The 25,416-nt window shown below is 65.3% G+C and carries 22 protein-coding genes; 9 read left to right on the forward strand and 13 right to left on the reverse strand.

What is annotated here, in order from left to right:
* Positions 1–65: 65 nt before the first annotated feature.
* From ACOEQ2_RS15510 to ACOEQ2_RS15525, 4 genes are all read right to left on the reverse strand, one after another.
* Complete coding sequence (locus ACOEQ2_RS15510) at positions 66–1,205, reverse strand: ABC transporter permease (RefSeq protein WP_419728855.1); 1,140 nt, start codon at positions 1,203–1,205, stop codon at positions 66–68.
* A complete protein-coding gene (gene rbbA / locus ACOEQ2_RS15515) occupies positions 1,205–3,943 on the reverse strand; it encodes a ribosome-associated ATPase/putative transporter RbbA (RefSeq protein ID WP_419728856.1) in 2,739 nt (912 codons plus the stop codon). Before rbbA ends, ACOEQ2_RS15510 begins: the two co-directional genes overlap by 1 nt.
* Positions 3,940–5,100 (reverse strand): HlyD family secretion protein, encoded by a 1,161-nt coding sequence (locus tag ACOEQ2_RS15520; RefSeq protein ID WP_419728857.1) that lies wholly within the window; start codon positions 5,098–5,100, stop codon positions 3,940–3,942. Before ACOEQ2_RS15520 ends, rbbA begins: the two co-directional genes overlap by 4 nt.
* Before the next feature lie 146 nt (positions 5,101–5,246).
* Complete coding sequence (locus ACOEQ2_RS15525) at positions 5,247–6,230, reverse strand: zinc-dependent alcohol dehydrogenase family protein (RefSeq protein ID WP_419728858.1); 984 nt, start codon at positions 6,228–6,230, stop codon at positions 5,247–5,249.
* Positions 6,231–6,536: 306 nt separating this feature from the next.
* Between ACOEQ2_RS15525 and ACOEQ2_RS15530 the strand changes: the two genes are divergently transcribed.
* The 3 genes from ACOEQ2_RS15530 (at position 6,537) to ACOEQ2_RS15540 (ending at position 9,929) form a co-directional block, all read left to right on the forward strand.
* The gene (locus ACOEQ2_RS15530) at positions 6,537–7,406 is read left to right on the forward strand and encodes a universal stress protein (RefSeq protein WP_419728859.1); all 870 of its coding nucleotides are present in this window, start codon (positions 6,537–6,539) and stop codon (positions 7,404–7,406) included.
* Between the two features lie 67 nt (positions 7,407–7,473).
* Positions 7,474–8,853, forward strand: a complete 1,380-nt coding sequence (locus ACOEQ2_RS15535; RefSeq protein WP_419728860.1) for an NAD-dependent succinate-semialdehyde dehydrogenase — start codon at positions 7,474–7,476, stop codon at positions 8,851–8,853.
* 23 nt (positions 8,854–8,876) lie between these two features.
* Entirely contained in the window at positions 8,877–9,929 is a 1,053-nt protein-coding gene (locus ACOEQ2_RS15540) for a zinc-dependent alcohol dehydrogenase (RefSeq protein ID WP_419728861.1), read from the forward strand.
* On the opposite strand, the gene ACOEQ2_RS15545 is transcribed toward ACOEQ2_RS15540, so the two are convergent.
* Positions 9,926–10,123, reverse strand: coding sequence for a hypothetical protein (locus ACOEQ2_RS15545; protein WP_419728862.1), 198 nt, complete (start codon positions 10,121–10,123; stop codon positions 9,926–9,928). The genes ACOEQ2_RS15540 and ACOEQ2_RS15545 overlap by 4 nt on opposite strands.
* 504 nt (positions 10,124–10,627) lie before the next feature.
* Between ACOEQ2_RS15545 and ACOEQ2_RS15550 the strand changes: the two genes are divergently transcribed.
* Positions 10,628–11,572 carry a slipin family protein gene (locus ACOEQ2_RS15550; protein WP_419728863.1) on the forward strand — a complete coding sequence of 315 codons (945 nt, stop codon included), beginning with the start codon at positions 10,628–10,630 and terminating at the stop codon, positions 11,570–11,572.
* Positions 11,573–11,651: 79 nt separating this feature from the next.
* On the opposite strand, the gene ACOEQ2_RS15555 is transcribed toward ACOEQ2_RS15550, so the two are convergent.
* From ACOEQ2_RS15555 to ACOEQ2_RS15580, 6 genes are all read right to left on the reverse strand, one after another.
* On the reverse strand, positions 11,652–12,251 hold the full coding sequence (locus tag ACOEQ2_RS15555; RefSeq protein ID WP_419728864.1) for a histidine phosphatase family protein: 600 nt from the start codon (positions 12,249–12,251) through the stop codon (positions 11,652–11,654).
* Positions 12,252–12,280: 29 nt separating this feature from the next.
* A complete protein-coding gene (locus tag ACOEQ2_RS15560; RefSeq protein ID WP_419728865.1) occupies positions 12,281–13,375 on the reverse strand; it encodes a class I fructose-bisphosphate aldolase in 1,095 nt (364 codons plus the stop codon).
* Positions 13,372–15,702, reverse strand: coding sequence for a phosphoketolase (locus tag ACOEQ2_RS15565; RefSeq protein ID WP_419731247.1), 2,331 nt, complete (start codon positions 15,700–15,702; stop codon positions 13,372–13,374). Before ACOEQ2_RS15565 ends, ACOEQ2_RS15560 begins: the two co-directional genes overlap by 4 nt.
* Positions 15,703–15,956: 254 nt before the next feature.
* Positions 15,957–16,985, reverse strand: coding sequence for a glucokinase (gene glk / locus ACOEQ2_RS15570; protein WP_419728866.1), 1,029 nt, complete (start codon positions 16,983–16,985; stop codon positions 15,957–15,959).
* A gap of 106 nt (positions 16,986–17,091) precedes the next feature.
* On the reverse strand, positions 17,092–17,421 hold the full coding sequence (locus ACOEQ2_RS15575) for a hypothetical protein (protein ID WP_419728867.1): 330 nt from the start codon (positions 17,419–17,421) through the stop codon (positions 17,092–17,094).
* Between the two features lie 126 nt (positions 17,422–17,547).
* A complete protein-coding gene (locus ACOEQ2_RS15580) occupies positions 17,548–17,856 on the reverse strand; it encodes an SHOCT domain-containing protein (RefSeq protein ID WP_419728868.1) in 309 nt (102 codons plus the stop codon).
* A gap of 447 nt (positions 17,857–18,303) precedes the next feature.
* Between ACOEQ2_RS15580 and ACOEQ2_RS15585 the strand changes: the two genes are divergently transcribed.
* The 3 genes from ACOEQ2_RS15585 (at position 18,304) to ACOEQ2_RS15595 (ending at position 22,033) form a co-directional block, all read left to right on the forward strand.
* Entirely contained in the window at positions 18,304–20,625 is a 2,322-nt protein-coding gene (locus ACOEQ2_RS15585; protein ID WP_419728869.1) for a response regulator, read from the forward strand.
* 106 nt (positions 20,626–20,731) lie between these two features.
* Positions 20,732–21,151 (forward strand): response regulator, encoded by a 420-nt coding sequence (locus ACOEQ2_RS15590; RefSeq protein WP_419728870.1) that lies wholly within the window; start codon positions 20,732–20,734, stop codon positions 21,149–21,151.
* 465 nt (positions 21,152–21,616) lie between these two features.
* On the forward strand, positions 21,617–22,033 hold the full coding sequence (locus ACOEQ2_RS15595) for a hypothetical protein (protein WP_419728871.1): 417 nt from the start codon (positions 21,617–21,619) through the stop codon (positions 22,031–22,033).
* Between the two features lie 59 nt (positions 22,034–22,092).
* Here the strand turns inward: ACOEQ2_RS15595 and ACOEQ2_RS15600 are convergent, their stop codons facing one another.
* Together ACOEQ2_RS15600 and ACOEQ2_RS15605 are read right to left on the reverse strand one after the other, a co-directional pair.
* On the reverse strand, positions 22,093–22,812 hold the full coding sequence (locus tag ACOEQ2_RS15600) for a hypothetical protein (RefSeq protein ID WP_419728872.1): 720 nt from the start codon (positions 22,810–22,812) through the stop codon (positions 22,093–22,095).
* 159 nt (positions 22,813–22,971) lie between these two features.
* On the reverse strand, positions 22,972–23,622 hold the full coding sequence (locus tag ACOEQ2_RS15605; RefSeq protein ID WP_419728873.1) for a BON domain-containing protein: 651 nt from the start codon (positions 23,620–23,622) through the stop codon (positions 22,972–22,974).
* Positions 23,623–23,850: 228 nt separating this feature from the next.
* Between ACOEQ2_RS15605 and ACOEQ2_RS15610 the strand changes: the two genes are divergently transcribed.
* Complete coding sequence (locus ACOEQ2_RS15610; RefSeq protein ID WP_419728874.1) at positions 23,851–24,807, forward strand: PRC-barrel domain-containing protein; 957 nt, start codon at positions 23,851–23,853, stop codon at positions 24,805–24,807.
* Positions 24,808–24,876: 69 nt separating this feature from the next.
* Positions 24,877–25,386, forward strand: a complete 510-nt coding sequence (locus tag ACOEQ2_RS15615; RefSeq protein ID WP_419728875.1) for a hypothetical protein — start codon at positions 24,877–24,879, stop codon at positions 25,384–25,386.
* Positions 25,387–25,416: the final 30 nt, after the last annotated feature.

Here is a 25,416-nt window from a genome sequence, read left to right on the forward strand (position 1 = left end):
CTATGTCCTTGTCCCGGGCAGGCTCTTGCCGATCCCGGACCCGGTGCACTGACGCCTCGGCGGTTTTAATCCGTCTGTGCGGCGACGGAGCGGAACCGCCAGAGAGCAAGTGCCAGGAACAGGGCGGCGACAATCGCGATGCCGAAGAACTGTGGCCAGACCACGCCGAAGCCGGCACCGCGATACAGGATGGATTGTGCGAACGAGACGAAATGCGTCGAGGGCGAGACCTGCATGATCGTCGCGAGCGAGTGCGGCATGCTTTCCAGCGGGGTGTTGCTGCCCGACAGCATGTTCATCGGCAGGAATACCAGCATGAACAGCAGGCCGAGCTGCGGCATGGACCTGGTGACGGTGCCGAGGAAGATGCCGATCGAGGTCGCAAAGAACAGGTAGATCACGACGCCGACCATGAAGAGCGGGATCGATCCTGCGATCGGCACGCCGAGAATCGTGCGAACCACCAGGTATAGCGACGCGGCGACCGCCAGGGTGATGATCAGGCCGTTCGCCCAGATCTTCGACATCGCGATCTCGAGCGGCGTCAGCGGCATGGCGAGCAGATGGTCCATCGTGCCATGCTCGCGCTCGCGGATCACGGCCGCTCCGGACATGATGATGGCGAGCATGGTGACGTTGTTGATGATGCCCATGACGCTGGCGAACCAGGCCGTGGTGACATTGGGATTGAACGCGATCCGCACGACGAGGTTGACCGTGGAAAGCGGCACGCTCTGCGTGTTCGAGAGATAGTCCGACAGCTCGGTATCGATGATCTGCTCGGCATAACCCGATCCGAGGCCGGCCTGGATCATCGCGGTAGCGTCGACATTCACCTGCAGGCCTGGTGACCGGCCGGCGAGCACGTCGCGTTCGAAGTGCGGCGGGATGTCGATTATGAAGGTGTATTGTCCGGCATTCAGCGCGGGGATGATCGCGCTCACCGCGATGGGTCGTGGCGGCAGGAACAGCGGCGGCAGGAAGGCGTGCATGATGCGGCGGGAGAGTGGCGAGTTGTCCTCGTCGGAAAAGGCGATCGATGCCTTGTTCAGCTCCTGCGCGTTGCTCTGCGACTGGCTGATGATGGCGAGCGAGAAGGCATAGATCACCAGCAGGATCAGCACCGTGTCGTGCATGAAACTGCGCAGTTCCTTGGTTCCGAGCCAGAAGATGTTGCCCGCACTGCGCCAGACGGGATTCGGCATCAGCGTTCCTGCTTGCCAAGGAGCAGCGCGCTCAGCCCGATCAGGATCGGCACGAACACCGCCAGGTCGACGAGGTCGCGGGACAGATCCGCAAAGCCGAGGCCCTTGGTGAAGGTGCCGACGCTGATCGGCACGAAATACGTCATCGGGAAGCTGAGGCCGATATATTTCGCGACCCCGGTCAGCGAGGAGACCGGGCTCAGCATGCCGGAAAACTGGGTGGCGGGGAGAACCGTCAGGATGGCGGTACCGAACAGGGCGGCGATCTGGGTTTTCGTGAAGGCCGAGATCAGCATTCCGTATGCCGTGGTCGCCGACACATAGATCAGCGTGCCCAGGAACAGGACCGGGAAGCTGCCCTTCAACGGCACCTGGAACACGAAGATCGCCATCAGCAGCAGGATCATGAAATTGGCCATGGCGAGAGCGACGTACGGCAGCTGCTTGCCGATCAGGAATTCGAGCCGGCCGACCGGCGTGACGTAGAGATTGATGATCGAGCCGAGCTCTTTTTCCCGTACGATGGCAAGCGCCATCAGGATGGCCGGGAACAAGGCCAGCATCAGGCAGATGTTGGACGGCACCATCGCGTAGATGCTGTCGAAGTTCTGGTTGTATTTGTAGCGGATGCTGACGCTGGCCGGCGGCCTCGGGGCAGGCTGGGTGGTCGTGACCGTTGGGTCGGCGAGGTAGAGCGTCTGGATCGCCTGCAGGTAGCCGCGGATGGTCTGGGCGCGGAACGGCATCGCGCCGTCGATGGTGGCCAGCACGAAGGCCGGGCGCCCGCGCTTGATGTCGCGGCCGAAGCCTGGCGGGATCTCGATGACGGCCGACACCGTCCCGCTCTGCAGTCGCCGGGCCTGGTCGGCGTAGCTGGTGATGGGCGCCTTTTCGGTGAAATAGGTCGAGCCGCGCAATTCGCCGAGATAGGCGAGGCTGGCGCTGGACTGGTCGCGGTCGAGCACGGCGAAGGAGAGATTATCCACGTCCGTCGAGATCCCGAACCCGAACACGATCATCAGCAGTGCCGTGCCGAACAGGCCGAAGCCGAGGCGCACCTTGTCGCGGATCAGCTCCAGGCTCTCGCGGATGGTGTAGGCCATCAACCTGCGGACGCTGAAGGCGCGGCGCCGGCGGGGCGCGGTGAGGGCGTGGAGCGGCATGGCATGCGGCGGTGCCGCGTTCGTGCGTCCGGCGCGTGCGCTGATCGCGTCCTCGAGGTAGCCGATGAACGCGTCCTCCAGATCTGCCGCATGGCGCGATGCGACGAGTGCGGCCGGGGTGTCGGTGGCCAGCACGCGGCCGGAATCCATCAGCGAGATCCGGTCGCAGCGCGCGGCCTCGTTCATGAAATGCGTCGACACGAAAATCGTCACGCCCTGGTTGCGCGACAGGTCGATCAGCAGCGACCAGAACCGGTCGCGCTCGAGCGGGTCGACGCCGGAGGTGGGCTCGTCGAGGATCAGGATCTCCGGGTCGTGCACGATCGCCACGGCCAGGGACAGGCGCTGGCGGATGCCGAGCGGCAGATCGAGCGTGCGCTGGTCGAGATAGGCGGACAGGCCGAAGCGGGCGACCAGGTCGGCGATGCGGGTGCGCGCCGAGGCGGCCGGCAGATGGAAGAGATGAGCGTGCAGCTCGAGGTTCTGGCGCACGGTGAGTTCGGTGTAGAGCGAGAACGATTGCGACATGTAGCCGACGCGGGCGCGTGTCTGCATGTCGCCGATATCGACCGGCTTGCCGAACAGCAGCACGCTGCCGGTGGTGGCGGGAAGCAGCCCGGCCAGCACCTTCATGGTGGTCGTCTTGCCGCAGCCGTTGGAGCCCAGGAAGCCGAAGATCTCGCCACGCTCGATGTTGAAGCTGACGTGATCGACCGCGGTGAAGGCGCCGAAGCGGACCGTGAGGTCGCGCGCCACGATCATCGGCGCGGCGTCGGCCGCCACGCGCGGCGGAATCACCAGGGCGGCGTGGCCGTGGCGCTGGGCCTCGGGCAGGGTGGCGATGAACGCCTCTTCCAGCGACGTGGTGTGCGTCGAGGCCATCAGCGTGGCAGCCGATCCTTGTGCCAGCACATGGCCGGCATTCATCGCGACCAGCCAGTCGAACTGCTCGGCCTCCTCCATGTAGGCGGTGGCGACCAGGACGCTCATCGAGGGCCGGCGCGAGCGCATCAGGTTCACCAGGGTCCAGAACTGGCGGCGCGACAGCGGATCGACGCCGGTGGTGGGCTCGTCCAGGATCAGCAACTCGGGATCATGGATGAGCGAGCAGCAGAGGCCGAGCTTCTGGCGCATCCCACCGGACAGCTTCTTGGCGGGGCGTCCGGCGAACGGGGCGAGGCCGGTGGCGTCCAGAAGTTCGTCGGTGCGCCAGAGCCGTTCGGTTTTCGACTGCCCGAACAGCCGGCTGAAGAACGCGATGTTCTCGGCGACGCTGAGGTCCGGATAGAGGTTGCGGCCGAGACCCTGCGGCATGTAGGCGACCCGCGGGCAGAGCTGCGTGCGGTAGCGGGTGCTGGCCATGTCGCCGCCGAGTACGGTGACGGATCCCTGCTGGATGCGCCTGGATCCGGCGATCAGGCTGAGCACGGAGGACTTGCCGACACCGTCCGGGCCGATCAGCCCGACCATGCAGCCGCCGGGGATCAGGAGCGTCACGTCCTCGATGGCGAAAGCGTGGCCGTAGCGCAGCGTGACCGCCTCGAGGCGTGCGGCCGGAACCGCTGCCTCGGTCATTTCGGCATGCTGACCTGCAATGTTGCGGGCCACGCCGCGTTGCTGTCGGTGCGGATGATCGCCTCGCCAGGCAGCCCGCTTTTCACCGGAGTCGTGCGGAGCGCCAGGCGCGCGGGATCGATCCGTACGCGGACGCGGAACATCAGGCTGTCGCGTTCGGTTCTGGTCTCGACCGTCTTGGGGGTGAATTGCGCTTGTGCGGCCACGAAGCTGACGCTGGCCGGGATCGGGTGTCCCGGATAGGCGTCGAGCAGGATGCGGGCCTCGGAGCCGATGCGGGTGCGCCCGGCCGATGCGGTCGGCAGATAGACGTCCATGTACACGTAGGTCCGGTCGAGCATCGTGAAGACCTTGCCGCCGGCGGGCAGCACCTCGCCGATATTGGCGATGCGGTACTCGATCGTGCCGGCGCGCGGTGCGACCAGCGTGTCGTAGGCGATGTCGACCCGGTCGAGTGCGACGTCCTGGGCAGCCGCGTCGAGCGCCCGTGCGGCCGCCGCGGTCTGCGCCACGTCGGACCGCACGGCATCGACGGCACCGCTCAGCGTCTGTTGCCGCTGATCGACCATCTCGCGGGTCTCGAAACCGGTCTGCAACAACGCGCTCGCGCGGTCGAGCTCCTTGCGGGCGAACACGACCTCGGTTTGCTGTTGTGCCAGTGTGGCCAACGAGGACCGCACGGTCTGGCGTGCCTGCAGTACGAGCGCCTGCGATTTCGCCAAGGTCGCCTCGAGATCCTGGCTGTCCATCAGAGCCACGGTCTGCGACGCTTCCACCACGCTGCCTTCATCGACCTCGAGGGTGGCGATCTTGCCGGCGAATTTCGTGTCGATGTCGATCTCGTCCGCTTCGAGGCGTCCGTTGCCCGATGCGAATCCCGGTGGCAGGCCCGGCAGGCGGTTCAACCACCAGTAGCCGGTGCCACCGGCGACCAGCAGCAACGCCGCGAGGGCGATCAACGGCTTCAGCCAGCGGCGTTGCTGCGGCGGCGGGTCGGGCGTGTCGATGACGGCAGGGAGGTTCGGTGTCGGCGGGATGACGGCGAGTGCTCCCGCGGCGGGCAGTGCTTCCGCGACGGGCAGGCCGGCGACGGGCAGGCTTGTGGTGGGTAGGCTGGCCGGCGTCGCGCGCAGCTCCAGCTTCGGATCGGGGCCCATCAACGAGCCCCGGGGGCGTCGTGGTCCGGCCGGCCGATGTGCTGACTGATCTGCATGCGGTGAAAACTATCAGCGCGATGCGCAGCCGACGCAGGCTCGGAAACTACCTAAGGCGTCCGGCGGATCGACCCGGGCTTCGTCGTTCGTCAGGGCACGAGAACCGCGGCGCCCTCGAAGCGGCTGGCGCGGAGATCGGCGAGCGCCTGGTTGGCCCGGGTCAGCGGATAGCGCGTGGTCTGCGTGACGATCCCGATCTCCGGGACGAGCTTCAGAAAGTCGATCCCGTCCTGCCGCGTCAGGTTGGCGACCGAGACGAGCTGGCGTTCCTCCCAGAGCAGCGCATAGGGAAACGCCGGGATGTCGCTCATGTGGATGCCGGCGCAGACCACGCGGCCGCCCTTGCGCACGGCCTTCAAGGCGAGCGGCACGAGCGCGCCGGCGGTGGCAAAGATGATCGCGGCGTCGAGCGGCTCCGGCGGCATCTCGTCCGAGCCACCGGCCCAGCAGGCGCCGAGGCTGCGGGCGAAATCCTGTCCCCTGGTGTCTCCCGGCTTGGTGAAGGCGAACACCGAGCGGCCCTGCCAGCGTGCCACCTGCGCCAGGATATGGGCGGCGGCGCCGAAGCCGTAGAGACCGAGGGATTTTCCGCCACCTGCGATTCCGAGCGAACGCCAGCCGATCAGGCCGGCACAGAGCAGCGGCGCCAACGAGACATCCTCTCCGGCGTCGCCGAGCGGAAACGCGAAGCGTGCGTCGGCGATCGTCGCGGTCGCGAAGCCGCCGTCACGCGTGTAGCCGTTGAAGAGCGGATGGTCGCAGAGATTCTCGCGGCCGCCCATGCAGTAGGGACAGACGCCGCAGGTGTGGCCGAGCCAGGGTATGCCGACGCGCTCGCCCTCGGACAGGCCGGTGACGCCGGCGCCGATCGCGTCGATGCGGCCGACGATCTCGTGGCCCGGGATGATCGGCAGCACCGGATCCGGCAGTTCGCCGTCGATGACGTGCAGATCGGTGCGGCAGACGCCACACGCGCCGACCTTGATCCGGATCTGGCCGGGGCCGGGCAGGCGATCCTGCAGCTCGGTCCACTCCATCGGCCTGTGCAGCTGCTTCAGCACCATGGCGTGCATGATCGGTCCCGTCAGCTGAGCGGTGGGGGGAATTGTCGGGACATCGTCCCCGGTCGGCTGGCGGCACGGTCGATCATGTCGTGGCTCTACGCCTGCAATCCTGTCGACGTGAGGCTCGGGAAGTACCTAGCGCAGGGTTGCGTCCCGGCGATTTCGATGGGGATGGCCGTCCCGTCGCAGGGCCGGGCAATAAGTAGTTTCCGAGCCTGCCGCTGGTTTTCCACGCCGGTAGGGTGATGTCCCGTCGGATCGCGTCGGCTTCCGGAGCCGGCCGATGTGAGGTCCTGCCGAAGGAACAACAGAATCATGCCGATCCGCACAATAGTCGTGGCCCTCGATCCGGCGGTGGAGCTCGAGACGCTGCTCGATCAGGCGCTCAAGATCGCAAGGCGCATGGAGGGGCATCTGGAAGTCCTGCTCCTGCAGCCGGATCTCTCCGAGCTTGCAGCCGCCTATCCAGCACTCGCGCGGATGTGCCCGATCGAGAAGATCAGGATCGACAGCGAGGACGTCGCTCGCACGATGGCGGCCCGCTTCGAGGCATGGCGCGAACGCCGGGACGTTCCCGCACGCATCGTGGACCGGATGCTGGGCAGCACCTACGCGACCTGGACCGCGTGCGAAGGGTCACCGATCATCGGCCTGCTGCGACGCGCGCGGCTCGCCGACCTCGTCGTCATGATGAAGCCGGACGGGCATGGTGGCCTGGGTGACGTGCTTGTCGAGGCCGCGATGTTCGATAGCGGCCGGCCGCTGCTCCTTGTCCCGGGTCCGAGTGATATTCCCCTGCTGGAGCGCGTCGCCGTTGCCTGGAACAGCAGTCTGCCGGCAGTACGTGCCCTGTCCGCCGCCATGCCGTTCCTGCACGAAGCCGAACATGTCGAAATTCTCAGCTTGGCGGCCCCGCACCCGCGCGAGGCGGATCCGTGCATGATTTCCGGCGAGGACGTTGTCGAGGCGCTGTCGTGGCAGGGGGCGCGCGCCTCCGTCGGGCATGTCGCGCTGCAGCCGGATGAGGGTCCAGGTGCGGCGTTGCTACGCGAGGCCACGGCGCTCGGGGTCAGCCTGCTCGCGATGGGGGCTTTCACGCACAGCCGGGTGCGCGGCGCGGGACTGGGCGGCGTGACCGGCTACATGCTGCAGCACGCCGAGATCCCGCTGCTGATGGCGCACTAGCGGTTATCCAGCCTGGCAAGGTTGCAAAAGCCCGCGACCGATCAGCGTCATCCCTGGGAGGATCCACGTGAACTACCAGAGCATCAATCCGGCGAACGGCACGTTGCTGCAGACGTTCGAGGAGATCACCGACGCGCAGCTCGATCATGCCCTCGAGACCGCATCGGGCTGCTTCTCGACATGGCGCCTGACCAGCTTCGCGGATCGGGCGAAGATCGTTTCCGGGGCCGCGCGGATCCTGCGACACCGCTCGGAGGAGTTCGCCCTTGCGGTGACGCTCGAGATGGGCAAGCTCATCGAGGAATCGCGTGGCGAAGTCACGCTGAGTGCCGACATTCTGGAATATTACGCGACCAATGCGGAACGCTTCCTTGCACCGGAGCAGCTTGCTCCGGACTCCGGCGAAGCGGCAATCGAAAACGATCCGATCGGTGTGCTGTTCGGGATCGAGCCGTGGAATTTCCCGTACTACCAGCTTGCGCGTTTCGCGGCCCCCAACCTGATGGCAGGCAATGTCGTGATGGTGAAGCACTCGGAAAGTGTGCCGCGCTGCGCCTCGCTGTTCGAGGAATTATGGCGTGATGCAGGAGCGCCCGCCGGCGCCTACACCAACCTGTTCATTTCCCATGAGCAGGCAGGTCGGGTCATCGACGATCCGCGCGTGAAGGGCGTCGCCCTGACCGGCAGTGTCGCGGCGGGGCGCATCATTGCAGAGCGCGCCGGGCAGAACCTGAAGAAATCCACCATGGAGCTGGGTGGCAGCGACGCCTTCATCGTGCTGGAGGACGCGGATCTGTCGCGGACGGTCGAATGGGCGGTCTGGGCCAAGATGAACAATACCGGCCAGTGCTGCGTGGCCGCGAAACGCTTCATCGTGGTGGACGCGGTGGCGGACGCGTTTCTCGAGATGTTCAGGGCGCAACTCGAGACCCTGGTGGCAGGTGATCCGATGAGTTTGGCCACGACCCTCGGCCCGCTCTCCAGCGAGCGTGCGCTCGTCGGGTTGCTGGACCAGGTGGACCGTGCCGTTGCGCATGGCGCTACGCTGGTCATGGGCGGCCACCGGATCGATCGGCCGGGCGCCTTCATGCAGGCGACGATCCTCACCGATATCGAGCCAGCAAATCCTGCCTTCCGGGAGGAATTCTTTGGGCCGGTCGCCTTGTTCTTCCGGGTCGAGAACGAGGACGAGGCGGTCGCCCTCGCCAACGATTCAGATTTCGGCCTCGGCGGTTCGGTGTTCACCGCCGATGTCGAACGGGGTCGACGCATCGCGAGCCGCGTCGAGACGGGGATGATGTTCGTCAACCATCCGACCTGGACCATGCCGGAGTTGCCGTTCGGCGGCATCAAGGCGTCCGGCTATGGGCGTGAGCTTTCGAGCCTGGGCATCCAGGAATTCGTCAACAAGAAGCTCGTACGCATCGCTGCGATCGACGCCGCCTGATCTGCGCGAACACAGGAGGTCTCATGCCGAAAACAATGCAGGCCGCGGTCGTCGAGGCATTCGGCAAACCGCTGGTCCTCCAGGAGTGGCTGGTACCGTCGCCGGGTCCGGGACAGATCGTGGTGAAGACCGAGGCATGCGGCGTGTGCCATACGGATGTCCATGCGGCCCGCGGCGACTGGCCGGTGAAACCGGCGCCGCCCTTCATCCCGGGTCATGAGGGCATCGGCGTGGTGGCAGCGATCGGCGCCGGCGTGACGGTCGTCCGTGAGGGCGATCGTGTGGGCGTGCCGTGGCTGTATTCTGCCTGTGGACATTGCGAGTACTGCCTGTCGGCCTGGGAAACCGTCTGCGCGCAGGCCGAGTTCGGCGGCTATACGAAGAACGGTGGTTTCGCCGAATATATTCTCGCCGACCCGGACTACGTCGCCCATATCCCGGCTGGGTTGTCCGCGACCGAGGCGGCGCCGATCATCTGCGCCGGCATCACCACCTATAAAGGCCTCAAGCAAACCAACGCGCGGCCGGGTGAGTGGGTCGCGATCTCCGGCGCCGGCGGGCTGGGACACCTGGCGATCCAGTATGCCAAGGCGATGGGGCTGCTGGTGTGTGCGGTCGACATCGATGCCGGCAAGCTCGACCATGCCAGGAGGCTCGGCGCCGATGTCGTGGTGGATGCGCGTCATGGCGATCCGGCCGCCACCGTGAAGGAAGCCACCGGCGGTGGTGCGCATGGCGTGCTGATTACCGCACCGTCGCTGGGCGCGTTCGCTCAGGGCGTGGCGATGACGCGCAAACGCGGCACGTGCGTGCTGGTGGGCCTGCCGCCCGGGGAGTTTCCGCTGCCGTTGTTCGATGTGGTGGCGAACTGCATCTCGGTCACCGGATCATTCGTCGGCACGCGCAAGGACATGGCCGAGGCGCTGGCATTTGCAGCCGCCGGCAGGGTGAGGGCGGATATCGAGATCCAGACGCTGTCGACCATCAACGAGACGCTCGGGCGGCTGGAACGCGGCGAGGTCCCGTCCCGGGTGGTGATCGATTTCGGCGGCGTTGGGCAGGGCGGTCGCGGCTAACGGACCGCCTGGCCACTTCCGGGCTTCATCACGCCGAGGCCGTCACCGTCCTCGTCGGCCCTGAGCGCGCGATCGAGCAGCCATTCTTCCGCTTCCCGGCGACTGGCAAAGACACCCAATACATCGTCCAGGGCCTGTCCGCCGATGTCGCGAACCACGTAACGCCCGTCCGCCTGTTTCTGAACCTGCATCATTGTAAGGCACCTCGATGAGAGACTGCGGGAGCCATGGCAGCACCTTCGAATGGCGGGGCCAGGAATGTCGCCGAGCCGACGATCACGGCCGTGCGGCTAAGCCGGCGGTTCAGCGTCGAGAGGCGGACAGCCGGTGCGCCATATCCACCGGTGCCGGGTTGCGCGAGATCATTGTCCATTGGCCGAGGTCTCCTGTCGCGTCCGGTGGTCCAGATCGTCCTCGTCAGCAATCTAGCTTAGCCAAGCGGCTGTTTTGACAGCAGCCTCGGAAATTACCCATGCCTACGGTATCGCGATTACGCTGCATTGTTCGACAACCGGAAGCCGACGCCGTCGATCGAGGAGATCGCGTGATAGGTAGTTTCCGATCCTGTCGCAGCGCCGCGGCGAGGCGCATCGTCCAGTCCCGGATCAGCACCGACAGCAAGGCCGCGATCGCCCGGATGCGATCGGTGCCGGGCTGTTGCTGCCTTGAAGGTGGTGGCTGGTGCCGGCGACCAGTGCATGGAAGCGCGTCCCGACATCGAGACCGGCGATCGCCTTGGTCCATGTACGGCGGTCGTAATTGCCATGGTAGATCGGGAGTACGGGTTCATGTTGTTTTCCCTCGTGGATAGAGCCACCGGGCTTGTCTTCTTTTTCCTGGTGCTCTTCTTCCTCGTGCTGCTGCTGGCCAGGACGTCGATCAAGATCCTGCGGGAATATGAGCGCGCGGTCGTGTTCACGCTCGGGCGCTTCGAGCGGGTGAGGGGCCCGGGGCTCGTCCTGCTGGTGCCGTTCGTCCAGGAGATGGTTCGGGTCGATCTCCGCACGCAGGTCATCGAAATCCCCAGCCAGGATGTCATCTCGCGCGACAACGTCTCGATGAAGGTCGACGCGGTGCTGTATTTCAACGTCGTCAGTCCAGAGCGCGCCATCATCCAGGTGCAGAACTACCTGCCGGCAACCAACATGCTGGCCCAGACGACGCTCAGGGCGGTTCTGGGTCAGCACGAGCTGGACGAGATGCTCTCCGAGCGGAAGAAACTCAGCACCGACGTGCAGGAGATCATCGATATCCAGACCGAGGGCTGGGGGATCAAGGTCAGCAATGTCGAGATCCGGACCGTCGAGCTGACCGACAACATGGTGCGTGCGATCGCCAAGCAGGCGGAGGCGGAGCGTGACCGGCGCGCCAAGATCATCCATGCGGAAGCCGAATTCCAGGCGTCACAGACGCTTGTCGACGCAGCGAAGATACTCGGCAGCATTCCTGCCGCCATGCAGTTGCGCTACCTGCAGACCCTGACCGAAATCGGCGCGGAACAGAATTCGACGGTGGTGTTCCCGATGCCGATCGACATCATCAAGCCGTTCCTGGAAATTATCGACAAAGCCGACAAGGCTCCGGCTCCGAACGGCGTCATCCACGCTGCGAGCGGCAAGGGGATGCCGGTGGGCAACGCCTGACGCCCCGGTATATGTTTCAGCCGGCGATGCCCTGGCCAGGGGCCGCCGGGCTCGCACCGTGCGGCGTCCACCTGTCCGATCAGTGCGACGGCCCGAGGTTCCACGCGCTGATGACCGGCATGTCGGCATGACCTGGGTTATATCCCAGCACGCCGACGGCCGCGGTGCCGAGCACCAGATGCTGCCCCTCGATGATCGACAGGCCGATCCATCGTACCGCCAGGGTGCTGCCGATCTGGCCATGCGAGAACAGGGCGATGGTGCCGCCCCTCTCCCGCAACCGGGCGATGAGACGGTCCGCTCGCAGGACGACCTCCCCAGGCGTTTCGCCGCCCGGACAGCCGTCGCGATAGACTGCCCAGCCTGGCCGCTCCGCCCGGATGTCGATCGAGCGCATCCCTTCGTATCTGCCGTAGTCCCACTCGGCGAGATCGGGCTCCACCTGCGCCGCATCCGCCAGACCGGCCAGGCTGCAGGTCTGGCGCGCGCGTGTCGCCGGGCTGACGAAAACCTGGTCGAACGACACCGCGGACAGCATCGGACGCAGCGCCCGAGCCTGGTCCTCGCCGTGGTCGGTCAGCGCGATGTCGGTGCGGCCGGTATGCTGCCCGGACGCGCTCCAGATGGTCTCGCCGTGACGCACAAGGTAAATGGACGCCGGCTTCCGGTCGGCTTGCATCTCCGGCGGGCTCGAGAGCCGCTCCATCGTCAGAGACCCGGATGGCCAGGCGCCGCCAGCCTTGCCGGTCGGAACGGAAGCGCGTCAGGTACGACGTGGTCTTCCATCGAGGCGTCGTATTGCCCGCGGAGTGCGGCATGGTTGCACAGCGCACGATGAAGCAGCGCTTCCTGTGCCTCCTGCCGGTTGGAAGCGTCGCCGTGCCATAGGTCCAGGGCCGGCTGCTGGATGGCGCGGGCGAAGGAGAACACGAGCGGCCAGGGCAGCTGCTGCCACGCATATTGCGCCTGGATGTTCATCGCGTTCAGTCGCGCCGATGCGAGTTCGGCCGACTGCCCGCCGGAGAGGAACGCGATACCGGCAACGCCCGCAGGCACGTGCTCCAGCAGGCATGCGATGGTGGCCGTCGCGACACTCTCGAGTGACGCCTGCTCCGGGCAATCCAGCCCGTCCAGGACCATGTTCGGCTTCAGGATCAGGCCATCCAACGCCACGCCCTGGGTCGCGAGTTCGTCGAACACGGCTGCAAGAACGTCGGCGGTTGCGGCCTGGCAGCGTGCGAGGGTGTGATTGCCGGTCATCAGCACCTCGGGCTCGACGATCGGAACGATATCCGCCTCCTGGCAGAGTGCCGCGTAGCGGGCCAGGGCCTGCGCATTCGCCCTGATGCAGGCCATGCTCGGCAGACCCTGGCCGAGCGCGATGACGCCACGCCACTTGGCAAAACGCGCCCCGAGAAGGGCGTAGTCGGCCAGGCGATCGCGCAGTCCGTCGAGCCCCTCGGTGACCGTTTCGCCCGGATGCAGGGCGAGCGGTTTGGCACCGGTATCGACCTTGATCCCCGGCATGATGCCGGCCGCCACCAGCCGTTCGACCATCAGCACGCCGTGGCTGTCCTGCTGGCGGATGGTCTCGTCATAGAGGATCGCCCCGCTGATGCAGTCGCCGAGCCCCGGCGTGGTGACCAGCAACTCGCGATAGGCCCGTCTCGCATCCACCGTCTGCGGGATGCCGGCGGCGGCGAAGCGCTTGTTGCAGGTGGGCGTGCTCTCATCCATCGCGAGCAGGCCCTTGCCCTCCGCGACCAGTGCGTGCGCGGTTGCCGCAAGTCGACGACGGTTCATGCTGTGGCGCTCCACTTCCAGTTCAGGATCTCGGGCAGGTCCTCGCCATGCTTGTCGATGTAATGCGTGTGCGCGACCAGCTTGTCGGCCATCGCCTGGCGGAGATACGCGCCCTTGGTGCCGAGGCCCGGAACGCGATCGACGACGTCCTGCACCAGATGAAACCGATCGAGCCGGTTCTGCACCCGGATATCGAACGGGGTGGTGATGGTGCCCTCCTCGACGTAGCCGCGCACATGGATATTGCGGTTGGTGCGGCGATAGGTGAGGCGGTGGACCAGCGACGGGTAGCCATGGAAGGCGAAGATGATGTGCTTCTGCTTGGTGAAGAGCTCGTCATATTCGACGTCGCTCAGCCCGTGCGGATGCTCGCTCGCGGATTGCAGTCGCATCAGGTCGACCACGTTGATCACGCGGATCTTCAGGTCCGGGAGATGCTCACGCAGGATCGAGACCGCGCCGAGGGTCTCGAGGGTGGGTGTGTCGCCGCAGCAGGCCATGACGACGTCCGGCTCCTCGGTCTGGTCGTTGCTGGCCCACGTCCAGATGCCGAGCCCCTGGGTGCAATGGATCACCGCCTCGTCGATGGTGAGCCATTGCGGCATCAGGTGCTTGCCCGCGACCACGACATTCACGTAGTGGCGGCTGCGCAGGCAATGGTCGAACACCGAGAGCAGGCAGTTCGCATCGGGCGGCAGGTAGGCGCGCACGATGTCGGCCTTCTTGTTGATCACGTGGTCGAGAAAACCCGGATCCTGATGCGTGAAGCCGTTATGGTCCTGCTGCCAGACATGCGAGGCGAGCAGGTAATTCAACGAAGCGATCTTGCGGCGCCAGGGCAGCTCGGAGGTGACCTTGAGCCATTTCGCATGCTGGCTGAACATGGAGTCGACGATGCGGATGAACGCCTCGTAGCTGTTGAACAGGCCATGCCGCCCGGTCAGCAGGTAGCCCTCGAGAAATCCCTCGCACTGATGCTCGCTCAGCATCGAATCGATGACACCACCTTCAGGCGCCAGGAACTCGTCGTCTGGAACTTCCGATCCGTCCCATTGCCGGTTGGTGACCTCGAAGACGGCGCCGAGCATGTTCGATAGGGTCTCATCCGGTCCGAAGATGCGGAAATTTCGTGGCTCGCTGTTCCCCGCCACGATATCGCGGAAGAACCGCCCGAGCACCGTCGTGTCCGACGCGGTGACGGCGCCGCGCTGCGGAACATCGACCGCGTGCACACGGAAGTCGGGCATCACCAAGTTGCGCAGCAGCTGGCCGCCATTGGTGTGCGGGTTGGCACCCATGCGCCGGTTGCCTTTCGGTGCGAGCGCCGCCAGCTCGGGCAGCAGTCGACCCTGCGCGTCGAACAGCTCCTCCGGCCTGTAGCTCCGCATCCAGCTCTCGAGCTGCGCCACGTGGTCCGGATGGCCACGATCGACCAGAAGGGGCACCTGGTGCGAGCGGAACGTGCCTTCCACCTTGAGCCCGTCGACCGTCTTGGGGCCGGTCCAACCCTTGGGGGAACGCAGCACGATCATCGGCCAGCGCGGGCGGGTGGCGATGCCGGTCCCGCGTGTCTGCTCCTGGATGTGCCGGATGTCATCGATCACGCGCTCCATGGTGGTCGCCATGAGAGCGTGCATCGTTTCGGGATCGTCACCCTCGACGAAGTAGGGGGTCCAGCCGCAGCCCCGGAAGAACTGTTCCAGCTCATCGTGGTCGATTCGGGCGAGCACCGTCGGGTTGCTGATCTTGAAGCCGTTGAGGTGCAGTATCGGCAGCACGACGCCATCGGAGATCGGGTTCAGCAGCTTGTTGGAGTGCCATGCCGTGGCGAGGGGTCCGGTCTCGGCCTCGCCGTCCCCCACGACGCAGGCGACGATGAGATCCGGGTTGTCGAAGACGGCGCCGAATGCGTGGCTGAGCGAGTAGCCAAGCTCGCCGCCCTCGTGGATCGATCCCGGGGTCGTCGGCGCAACGTGGCTGGAGATGCCGCCCGGAAACGAGAACTGCGTGAACAGCCGCTTGATCCCGGCCTCGTCCTGGCTGATCGTCGGATAGATCTCGCTGTAGCTGCCTTCAAGGTAGGTATTTGCGACAAGTGCGGGGCCGCCATGGCCGGGCCCGGCGACATAGAACATGTCGAGGTCGTATTTCTTGATGACGCGATTCAGATGGACATAGATGAAGTTCTGGCCGGGAGTGGTGCCCCAATGGCCGACAACCAGGGGTTTCACGTGAGCGGCCTTGAGCGGTTCACGAAGCAGCGGATTGTCGTAGAGATAGATCTGGCCAACAGAAAGATAGTTCGCGGCGCGCCAGTAGGCGTTCATCAGCCGGAGCTCTTCGGTGGTGGCTACAGCGCCCTCTGGCGGCCCTGCCGTCGTGGAGACCGGGAGCCGGGGGCTGGTGACTATCGTATCCATTTGCAGATCCTCGCAGGAAGTCCGTCATGTTCGGCAGGAGGCGCCGACCAACCTGTCCGCGGCACGAGGGGATTGGGCCCGCGCGGCGAGTGGGTCGGAGACTATGGTCGGGGTCTGGCCGGGTGCAGCCTCGGAAACTACTCAGCCGAGGCGGAGACGAACTACGCGCTCGGGGCTGTGCCGCCGGTTCGGGGCAGCTTGTGCCCGGCCTCCTGCTTCAGGCCATAGATCGCAGTTCCGAGCAGGGCCGCATTCACCGTGATGACGTGCACCGGGATATCTCGCAGGAGGTTGGCGAAGCGGCCTTTCGACGTGAAGCTGTGCATGAACGCGCCGTCCTGCAGCTGTGGCAGCAGCCGGGGTGGCAGCCCGCCGGCGAGATACACGCCGCCGGTCGCCATGACCTTCAGCGCCAGGTTGCCGGCCTCGGCGCCCCAGACGTCGATCACGATACGCAGTGTTTCCGCCGCGAGCAGGTTGTTGTCGGGGTCATGCAAGGCAGCTTCGATGATAGCCGGGGTGCGATCGTGCGCCGCTTGCAGGATTGCGGCGAATGCGGGGCTTTCCGAGGAGGGATCGCGCGATCGCACGTAATCGTAGATGTTGGGCAGGCCCGATCCGGCGCAGACCCGCTCGTAGCCGGCATGACGGAAACGCTCGGTCAGGAAGCGCCAGAGCCCGGCCTGGATCTCGTTCGTCGGCGCGAAATCGGCGTGGCCGCCTTCAGAGGCGCAGGTCACGTAGCTCTCGCCGCTCCAGATCAGGAACGCCTCGCCGAGCCCGGTTCCCGGTGCCAAGACCGCCATCGCGGTGTTCGGCACGGCACGCCCGGCGTTGATCTCGACGATTTCCGCGGGCAGCAGATGCGGCACGGCATGTGCGATCGCCTCGAGGTCGTTCAGCAGGGTGACGCGATCGAGGTGCAGCGCCCGGGACAGCGCCTGCTCCTCGAGGTCCCAGGGCAGGTTGGTCAGGTGCGCCTTGCCGGCGATCACCGGACCCGCCACGTCGAAACAGGCGGAGGTCGGATGCCCGCCGGCACTGGCGAGGAACGCCTCGACGATGGGCTGCAGCCCGGTATAGTCGGCGCTCTTGTAATCCTGTCGAGACAGGAAGTTCCGCGGGCCGGCCTCCGAGGAAACCAGGGCCAACCTGGTGGTCGTCCCGCCGATGTCGCCCGCGATCAGCATGCTGTGCTCCAACTGGAAGGATATCGGATCGTGCACCCTTGCATGATCCGGTCGTTGCCGATCAAGAGAGCGGCGTTCTGGCCGTGAATGAGTGAGCGCGTGGAGTTCACCGCCAGCTCGGCGGCCCTGCCGAAATGGCTGCCGGTGCCGGTGACATAGTCGCCAGCCTGGCGTGACGTTCCTCGCTGACGCTGACGCTGACGCTGACGCCGGCGCCGGCGACGAGCAGCAACAAGATGATGCAGAATCCCTGCCGTTGCGCGACCACACCGGACAGGACCACCGCGAACCCGATCATCCATGGGATCGGGCCCCGGATATACGTCAGGAATTCCAGACACGCGTCGGTGTCTTTCTCGCTGATCTCGTCCGGGCCGTCTTTGGCCAGCCGGGACCTCGGCTTTGCCTGCGCCTGGCCGTGACCTGGCGTCGCCATGTACGTTCCATCCTGGCTGCCGGCACGAGCGACGGCGCTCCGGCTTGCTCTGTAGCGGTCGATTTCCGTCACGTGGCGAACCCACCGGTCCCGACGAGCAGGACCGGTCGCTCGCGACAGGTCAGGTCAGGCGGCGCGACTGTCGATCCCCGAGGCGAGGCCGTTCGAGCCGGTGCGACCGCGCCCCGCGACGATTGCCGAGCCACCTCCGATGTCGGCTTTCAGTTGGAGATAATCTTCCCGACTGATGTCGCCGCGGGCATATCGCTCATCGAGAATATCGAAGGAGCGATTTTCCGGCCGGCCCGAGAATCTCTGGTGGGCGCGGTAGGTATAGCCCCAATTCCCGAAGCTCGACAGCATCAGGAAGATGAAGCCGAACCAGAGCAGCCAGCCCCAGCCGATGAAGCCGTTGTACCAATAGCTCTGGACCATGATCGTCCTATTGACATCCGCATCGACTTGCAGAGCTCAATTACTCACGTGCGACGGCGGCTGCGTCAGCTTCGGAAACTACCTAGGTGCGCCGGATCCGGCGCGGGTGGATGCCGACGCACGCCGGTCCGGCAATCGGCTCGATCGTAGGTGTGGGCTGCCTGCACCGTGATCCCGTCCCGGATCTGCGGCCTGAGTAGTTTCCGAACCTTCCGCCGGTCGGCCGCAGAGCGTAATGCTTCCGCGACCGCCAGGTCGATGATGAAGCAGCCGATCATGATGCAGCATGGGGGGCGGGCTCGAATGCGGGCCATCCGGAGAGGCGCCAGAGCGCGAACGGAATGTCACCGGTGGGGCCTGCGCCCCGAGTTGATGTTCGGTGCCGATGCGCGTGGAGCTTGACGGGAACGGCCGGAGAGAGGGAGGCGGGCGCTGCTGGTACCATCCTTGAAGAGTTTCCCGCCCGCTCGGATCGATCGCAAACTCGCCGCGATGGATGCCGCCCTTGCGCAGACAGGTGATGTCGAGGATCCCCTTGCGGCCGCGGTCCGGGCCACCAGGATGCCGATCGTCGTGACGAACCCGCGTCTCGCCGACAATCCTCTGGTTTTTGTCAATGATGCTTTTTGCAAACTGACGGGATATGCGCGTTCAGAATTGCTGGGCCGGAACTGCCGCCTGCTCCAGGGGCCGAAGACGAATCAGGGCGAAGTCACGAAGCTGCGTGGGTCGGTGCTCGCGCAGCAGCCGGTCGATATCGAGATCCTCAATTACTGCAAGGACGGCACGCCGTTCTGGAACCGCCTGCATATCGTGCCGCTGCACGATGTCAGCGGCACCCTGATCTATTTCTTTGCAAGCCAGCTCGACGTCACGGCGGAGCGCGACCGCCTGGCATCGCTGGAGCGACAGAATGCGGCTCTGCTCGAGGAAATGGCCGCGCGTCAGCGAGCCGACCTCTCCAACGCGGCGAAGTCCCGCTTCCTTGCCGTGGCCAGCCACGATATCCGGCAGCCGTTGCAGTCTCTCCTGCTGCTGCAGGGAACCCTGGCAAAAATGGTTCACGGCCAGGCTGCCGGAACGCTCATAGGCCGCCTCGGGCATATGCTGGACTCCATGTCGTCCATGCTGACCTCGCTCCTGGATCTGAACCAGATCGAGGCTGGTGCGGTACGGATCGAGGTCGGCGCCGTCCGGATCGAGGATATCCTCGACCGGATCATCGACGGGTTCGCCTTCGATGCCCATGCCAAGGGACTTGTGCTTCGTGTTGTTGCGTGCAGTCTTTACGTGCACAGCGATGCCCGCCTGCTGGAACAGATGGTGCGCAATCTGGTTGCCAATGCCGTCAAGTACACCGACGTGGGCAAGATCTTGCTCGGATGCCGGCGTCATGATGGCATGCTGAGACTCGAAGTCTGGGATACCGGGATCGGAATTCCGCAGCTGGAGGTCGAGGCGATCTTCCAGGAATATCACCAGCTCGAATACGGGAGTCATCGCTCGAACCATGGGTTGGGCCTCGGGCTCGCCATTGTGCAACGTCTTGCCGGGCTGCTGCATCATACCATCCAGGTGAGCTCCAGACCCGGCAGCGGGTCGATGTTCTCGATCGAGCTTCCGCTCGCGGGCGGCGATGCGATAATTCCCAAGCATCAGGCGGTGGGCGTGATCGAGGATGGCCTGGCGCGGCTGGCGCGACGCACCATTGCCATCCTGTTGATCGAGGATGATCCGGAAACGTCGGCAAGTCTCAGTGCGCTGCTCGAGGACGAAGGCTACTCGGTGGTGGTGTCTCGCGATTGCGTGCTGGCGCTTGCCATGGTCGAACGCGATGACCTGAGGCCGGACCTGATCATGACAGACTCGCGTCTCCCGGCCGACCGCAACGGACCGGCATTCACGATGCGCTTGCAGCAACTGCTCGGGTACGACATCCCGGTGATCATGTTGACGGGCGAAGTTTCCACCGAATTGTTTGCCGGGGTGGAACTGCCGAACCACCTCAGGCTCACGAAGCCGGTGAAGTTGCGCGAGTTGACCCAGGCAGTGCAGCGGGCGCTTTCCGTGGCACGCAGCGTAACAGCCGTCGCATCCCGGGCCGAGGCAGCGACGGAGCCCGGGCTCACCGGGTGCCTGGTGCTTGTTGTCGATGACAACGAGCATATCGGCGACGCCATCCGCACCGTCATAGAGGCGGATGGCGGGCTTGTGGAAACCTACGCCACGTCGGAGGCTTTCATGGCCGCCTATCGACCGGGTCCGAGGGCCTGCCTCCTGGTGGACGCCTATCTGCCGGGCATGAACGGGATCGATCTGCTGCGGCAGCTGCGCCACGACGGCGACACGCTGCCGGCGATCATGATCACCGGAAACAGCGACGTCGCCATGGCCGTGGCTGCAATGAAGGCGGGTGCATCGGATTTCATCGAGAAACCGGTCGGTGCTGCGGAACTTCTCGCGAGTATCCGGCGCGCCATTGACAGCTCGGCTGGCCTCGAACGGCTTGCCGCGTGGCGGGAAACGGCGTCCTCCCATCTTGGCGGACTGACGGAGCGGCAGCGCCAGATCATGGTCATGGTGCTTGCCGGGCAGCCGAGCAAGAATATCGCGGCCGATCTCGGGATCAGCCAACGGACTGTCGAAAACCATCGTGCCTCGGTGATGCGCAAGACCGGCGCCAAGTCGCTGCCCGCGTTGGCGCGCCTGGCGCTCGCGGCGAATTGGGGTGGTGCCGATGGCGAGATCGTCATGCCAGCCCTCGGGTGACACGCCGGGGCGATGCGGCCTTAGGTATAAGCCGAGGCTTTCCTGTCGTTGAGGTCGTGCCTATCCTTCCGTATGATATCACCACGGCCTTGCTGGCCAAAAGTCCATGATCAAGTTATTGATCGTTGAAGACAATCTCGTTGTGGCCGAGCTGATCGGGGATCTCCTCGAGGCTAACGGCTATGAGGTGAGTGGCATCGCCCGAACGGTTTCGGAGGCGGTTCGGCTCTGCAGGGCGCACGACCCGGATCATGCGATCGTTGATCTGCATCTCGCTGATGCGCTTCCCGGGACGGCGCTCATCAGCCAGCTGGGTGCCCCCACATGCATGGGGATCCTGTTTGCCAGCGACAATGTATTCGACACGCCGCTGACCCGCGCGCACGGGACCGCCTTCATCAGGAAGCCGTTCCGGGCAGAGGACCTTCTCGATGCTCTGAAGATCGTCATCGAGATCTGCGAGAACGGCCTGTCCTTGCTGCCCCTCCCGCCCGGCTTCCGACTCCTTGGCCTCCCCGGTGCCTGATGCTGCCGCTGCGGCATTCGCTGTCACCAGAGGTCGCGTGCACGGTTGCGGTGGCTTCGCGAGCCCACCCTCGCGTCAAGCCAGCCGATGCTGGCTGCGTGAGTAAACGGCACCCCGGGCCGCCTGCACCAGGCGCCGTACGTCCGCGATTGTCGGTGTCTGCGTTTAGGTAGTTTCCGATCCTTCGCCGGACGGGCGGGCGATTCTAGGGTTGCGATGCGGCCCAAGGTTCCAGATATCGATCCCCACCATTGAAGCCACATAGGTCGCAGGAGGCAGGGCATGAATCGCATTCAACGAACACCGGGTTCCGGTCGGGAGCTCTCATGGGTTGCCTACCTCGCCGCACTGATCGACACCAGGTCGAGGGCGCACGCCTCCGCAGGCTTGGCCCCGGCCCAGGCAACGAACCGGATAGGCTCGGCCCGGCCCCTGCAGCGGCGGGATGGGAGCACACTGGTTTGGGTGGAAGCCGATCTCGATGCCGTCCGCGAGCCGGGATCCGACCGGCGCCGCGGGATGATCGTGGTCGCGCACGATGCCGGGCCGGGAGCCCTGCAAGGATCCTTCATCATTTCCTACCCCTCGGACAGCGACGATGAGGGGCAGCATGTCGATGCCGTATCCGGCGTACTCGAAGCGATGGGTTGGTCGGTGCTGGCGTCGCGCTGTGGAAGAACGCCTGCGGGGCACGTGAACACGGCAGCACTCGTGCGCAGGAAACATGACGGCCTGAGACAGCGGTTGTGGCTGGCCAAGCCGGTCGCGGCACTGCCTCGGCCCGCCGTACATGCGGGCGTGCTGGCGGCGGCGCAGTCAGGCCCGGCGACGGGTGGTGGCCTGCACATGCGGCACATGTCCGGGCAGCCCGAGGCGCGTTGAATGAGGGTGGCACCGTGCGGGACCGGGCGGCATGCAGCGCGCCCGGTCCGGGCACGGGATTATGCGGTCCGCACGGTCATCGAGAAAAGCGTGTGCCGGCCGAGTACCAGGAGTTGCGCCGGTGTCAGGCTGGACAGGTCGGCCACGACCTCGCATGCGACCTTGCGGAACGTCTCCGGGTGGTGGAGCCTGAGGAATTCGACGAGCTGGTCGGCGGCGTTGCTGTGGCCTGCGCCATGACCTACCACGACGATTGCCCTGGCCGACGCGACGGTTTCCGCGAGGCGCTTGTAGAAGCCCGGATCCTCCGGCGCCCTCTGGCCGCGCTCGCGGGGCAGGGATTTGTGCGCCAGGTGATGCAGGAAATGATGCGGATCATAGGGCGTGATGACATGATCCAGCGGATCGGCTGAGTGCACGTCGAGATGATAGACCCTGGCTTCATGATGCGCGACGGTGACCAGGAGATCGGGCGGCGAGGTCGTAATAGCGGGCTCGGCAGCCGGCGGGTTCTGCCCGGCTTCGGCGTCAGGCGACCAACCGGCCTGCGTCAGGATACTGCGGAACTCGAGTAGCTCGTGCACCGTGATATCCTTGGAGTGCGGCTTGTGGACATGGTGCTGCGCGCCGCCGATACGCACCACGATCGCGTCGTGCGTCTCCTGTTCGAGCGTGCCCAGCATCTTGAAGAGCGCAACGACGTGCTTCCATTGCAGGTTGTGTGCGATCGGGTGCCGGAACAGCGCCTGGAGCGTCCGGCGGCCGGCCGTCGACAGCATGGCCGGGTTCCCTGCAGGGGGGCCGAATGCTACGTCTATGATCGGTGAGTCCACAGTGCGATCCTTCCGGATTTCCATTTTCATGCGTGCGATCTCCGATGTGCCCCGAAATGTCGGGGCACATCGACCGGACGGTGCCGTCGGCGCCGACGTCGCGGATCAGACGACGGCGATATCGTTCTCGACGTCCGTCGTGCCTGGTGCGGCTCGTGCCGTACGCTCGGCGACCTGGCGCTCGTGATAGGAATGCACCGTTCCGCTGAGCACGACGTTGCCGCCGTTTGCGCGCACATGCACCGCTTCAGGATCGAAGAACCACGAGCGGTGCAAGGCGTGCGTGATGTCGTCGCTGAGATTGGCGGTATCGACACGCGGCTTGATCGTCAGCTGGTTCGACATGCCGACGACGCCGAACAGCGGCCGGATGTCCTGCTCCGCGGCATCCTTCTGGTACCACCATTCCACCTCGCCCATCAGCGTGACCCAGCCGTTCTCGACCCTGACCTGAACGCTGTCCTTGGGAACCGACGCATTCCAGGACAGGCGCTCGATGGCGGCCGCGGCGATCTCCTCGTCCGAGCGTTGCGTCTCGAACGGCAGCCGGACCTCGATCTCCTCGGCGAGCGCCTTCACGCCCTTGACCCGGCGCGCGGCGGTCTCGGCGGCATGCTTCCTGGCATAGCTGTCGACATGGCCGGAAAGCGTCACGACGCCGGCGCTGGCGGTGACGCCGATATGGCCTGCGGTTACACTCGGCTCCCAGTCGAATTCCGCCAGGACGGATTGCTGCAGCTGACTGTCTAACGACATCACGATCTCCCATGAGGACGACGATGCCGGCCAAATGGCCGGACATTCCCGTTGCCCGGAAGCTATCGAAGCGGCTCTTTGAGGCGAAGCATCGGAAACTACTTACCTGCGTGCTGCCGATGCATGGAACGGACCGATACGTCGTTTCCGAGCCTGCCGGGCAAGCATCACTATCGTGCCGGCCGACGGTGCCGCGATCGGCGGGCTCGAGCCGGCGGTGCATGATGGGTGGAACGCAGCGAGGCTCATCTTCGGCAGATCCGGCAGGCAGCGCAGGATGCACTGCACGGTCTTCAGCAAGCCCGCGCCGGCGTAAGTGTTTTCCGAGCCTGTGAAGCACGGCCAGCTCAGCTGCATGATGTGCACGATCATCAATCCGCCAGGGGATCGGTCATGCTGAACGTCGTATCCTCGCTCAAAAGCTTCGAGCTTCGGGCGAAAGATGGCAGTCTCGGGAGCGTCAGGGATTTCCTGTTCGATGACAGCACCTGGAAGGTGCGCTGGATGGTCGTCGATACCGGTCGGTGGCTGGCCGGGCGAACGGTCCTGATCCATCCTTCAGCTGTCGTATCGGCGAATTACGGTGCGAGGGAACTGACCGTTGCGCTGTCGACGGCGCAGGTGAAGGAAAGCTCAAGCATCCTCCAGGACCGCCCGGTCTCGCGACAGATGCAGAACGACCTCTATAATTATTACGGCTGGGATCCCGCCTGGGGCTCGGCATTGTCCGGCGGTGGCGGCGGCATGTATGGCGCCGGAACCGGTGTGATCTCGGCTCCGCTGTCGGCCCCGATATTCTTCGGCGCAAGTGCCGTGCGGGAGGCCGAGCATGGACAGATCGATCTCGATGCGGGCGACCCCCACCTGCGCAGCATGGCCGAGGTCACCGGCTACCACGTGCGCGCCATCGACGGCACCATCGGTCATATCGGTGATATCCTCGTGGAGACCGAAAGCTGGGACGTCCGTTACCTGATCGTCGAGACCTCGAACTGGTGGATCGGGCAGCATGTGCTGATCTCGCCGCATGCGGTGACGGCAGTGGACTGGACCGATCAGCAGATCACGCTCGACCTTACCCTAGAAACGGTGAAATCCAGCCCGGCCTGGGATCCGGCACACATCATCGACGCGCAATTCAAGAGGCAGCTGCACGGCCATTACGGCTGGCCCGGTTATGGATAGTGAGCGAGCTCGCGGTACGAAGTCGACGGTGACATGCGGGCGAAGCCGCTCTTCCACAGGAGACCCTCGATGCAGGCCACGCGACCCAACGTATTCGACCTCAGGAAAACCGGCCTCGAGCCCTTCCTGTACGCCGATGTCGGGCCGGAGGCGAACGGATCGACGCTCACGATCCTCTCGATCCTGGCGCGGCTCGGCAAGGACCCCTGGATGGAGGCGGCGCGATGGACGGCATTGCCGAGATCCGTCGTGATCGAGACGCTGGCACGCAGCATCGCCGAGATGCCGCTCGCGCCAGCCGCCCTTGCCGGTGCCCACGCGAGTGCTGCAAGGCTGGTGCAGCTGCTGCCCGCGGGCACGCATACGGTGTCGCAATCGGGTGCCCCGGAGTCGGCGCCGACGTCGCCGCGTATCGCCCCGATCACCATCCTGTACTGCGCTCTCGCCGTCGGGATGGCGCTGAGCCTGCTTCTGATCCCCCGACTGTCGGTCAGTCCCACGTCGCAGACCGATCATCCGCCATCGACGACGACACGGGCCGTCGTCCCCGGGACTCCACCGGCCGCGCGTGACCGGTGAATGCTCCTGTCCCCATAAGCCTCAGGGAGT

Source organism: Lichenicola sp., from assembly GCF_965198575.1.
In the GTDB taxonomy this organism is placed as follows: domain Bacteria; phylum Pseudomonadota; class Alphaproteobacteria; order Acetobacterales; family Acetobacteraceae; genus Lichenicola.

Bases quoted from the DNA above. Each gene is read 5' to 3' on its own strand.
- ACOEQ2_RS15555 (WP_419728864.1), bottom strand. From the start codon at position 12,251: ATGCAAGCCGACCGGAAGCCGGCGTCCATTTACCTTGTGCGTCACGGC.
- ACOEQ2_RS15600 (WP_419728872.1), bottom strand. From the start codon at position 22,812: ATGCTGTCGACGGCCGGCCGCCGGACGCTCCAGGCGCTGTTCCGGCAC.
- ACOEQ2_RS15580 (WP_419728868.1), bottom strand. From the start codon at position 17,856: ATGGTCCAGAGCTATTGGTACAACGGCTTCATCGGCTGGGGCTGGCTG.
- rbbA (WP_419728856.1), bottom strand. From the start codon at position 3,943: ATGACCGAGGCAGCGGTTCCGGCCGCACGCCTCGAGGCGGTCACGCTG.
- ACOEQ2_RS15550 (WP_419728863.1), top strand. From the start codon at position 10,628: ATGGAAGCGCGTCCCGACATCGAGACCGGCGATCGCCTTGGTCCATGT.
- glk (WP_419728866.1), bottom strand. From the start codon at position 16,985: ATGCTGATCGCGGGCGACATCGGCGGGACGACCACCAGGTTGGCCCTG.
- ACOEQ2_RS15605 (WP_419728873.1), bottom strand. From the start codon at position 23,622: ATGTCGTTAGACAGTCAGCTGCAGCAATCCGTCCTGGCGGAATTCGAC.
- ACOEQ2_RS15530 (WP_419728859.1), top strand. From the start codon at position 6,537: ATGCCGATCCGCACAATAGTCGTGGCCCTCGATCCGGCGGTGGAGCTC.
- ACOEQ2_RS15575 (WP_419728867.1), bottom strand. From the start codon at position 17,421: ATGGCGACGCCAGGTCACGGCCAGGCGCAGGCAAAGCCGAGGTCCCGG.
- ACOEQ2_RS15520 (WP_419728857.1), bottom strand. From the start codon at position 5,100: ATGGGCCCCGATCCGAAGCTGGAGCTGCGCGCGACGCCGGCCAGCCTA.
- ACOEQ2_RS15615 (WP_419728875.1), top strand. From the start codon at position 24,877: ATGCAGGCCACGCGACCCAACGTATTCGACCTCAGGAAAACCGGCCTC.
- ACOEQ2_RS15510 (WP_419728855.1), bottom strand. From the start codon at position 1,205: ATGCCGAATCCCGTCTGGCGCAGTGCGGGCAACATCTTCTGGCTCGGA.
- ACOEQ2_RS15540 (WP_419728861.1), top strand. From the start codon at position 8,877: ATGCCGAAAACAATGCAGGCCGCGGTCGTCGAGGCATTCGGCAAACCG.
- ACOEQ2_RS15565 (WP_419731247.1), bottom strand. From the start codon at position 15,702: ATGAACGCCTACTGGCGCGCCGCGAACTATCTTTCTGTTGGCCAGATC.
- ACOEQ2_RS15590 (WP_419728870.1), top strand. From the start codon at position 20,732: ATGATCAAGTTATTGATCGTTGAAGACAATCTCGTTGTGGCCGAGCTG.
- ACOEQ2_RS15525 (WP_419728858.1), bottom strand. From the start codon at position 6,230: ATGCACGCCATGGTGCTGAAGCAGCTGCACAGGCCGATGGAGTGGACC.
- ACOEQ2_RS15545 (WP_419728862.1), bottom strand. From the start codon at position 10,123: ATGATGCAGGTTCAGAAACAGGCGGACGGGCGTTACGTGGTTCGCGAC.
- ACOEQ2_RS15560 (WP_419728865.1), bottom strand. From the start codon at position 13,375: ATGAACCGTCGTCGACTTGCGGCAACCGCGCACGCACTGGTCGCGGAG.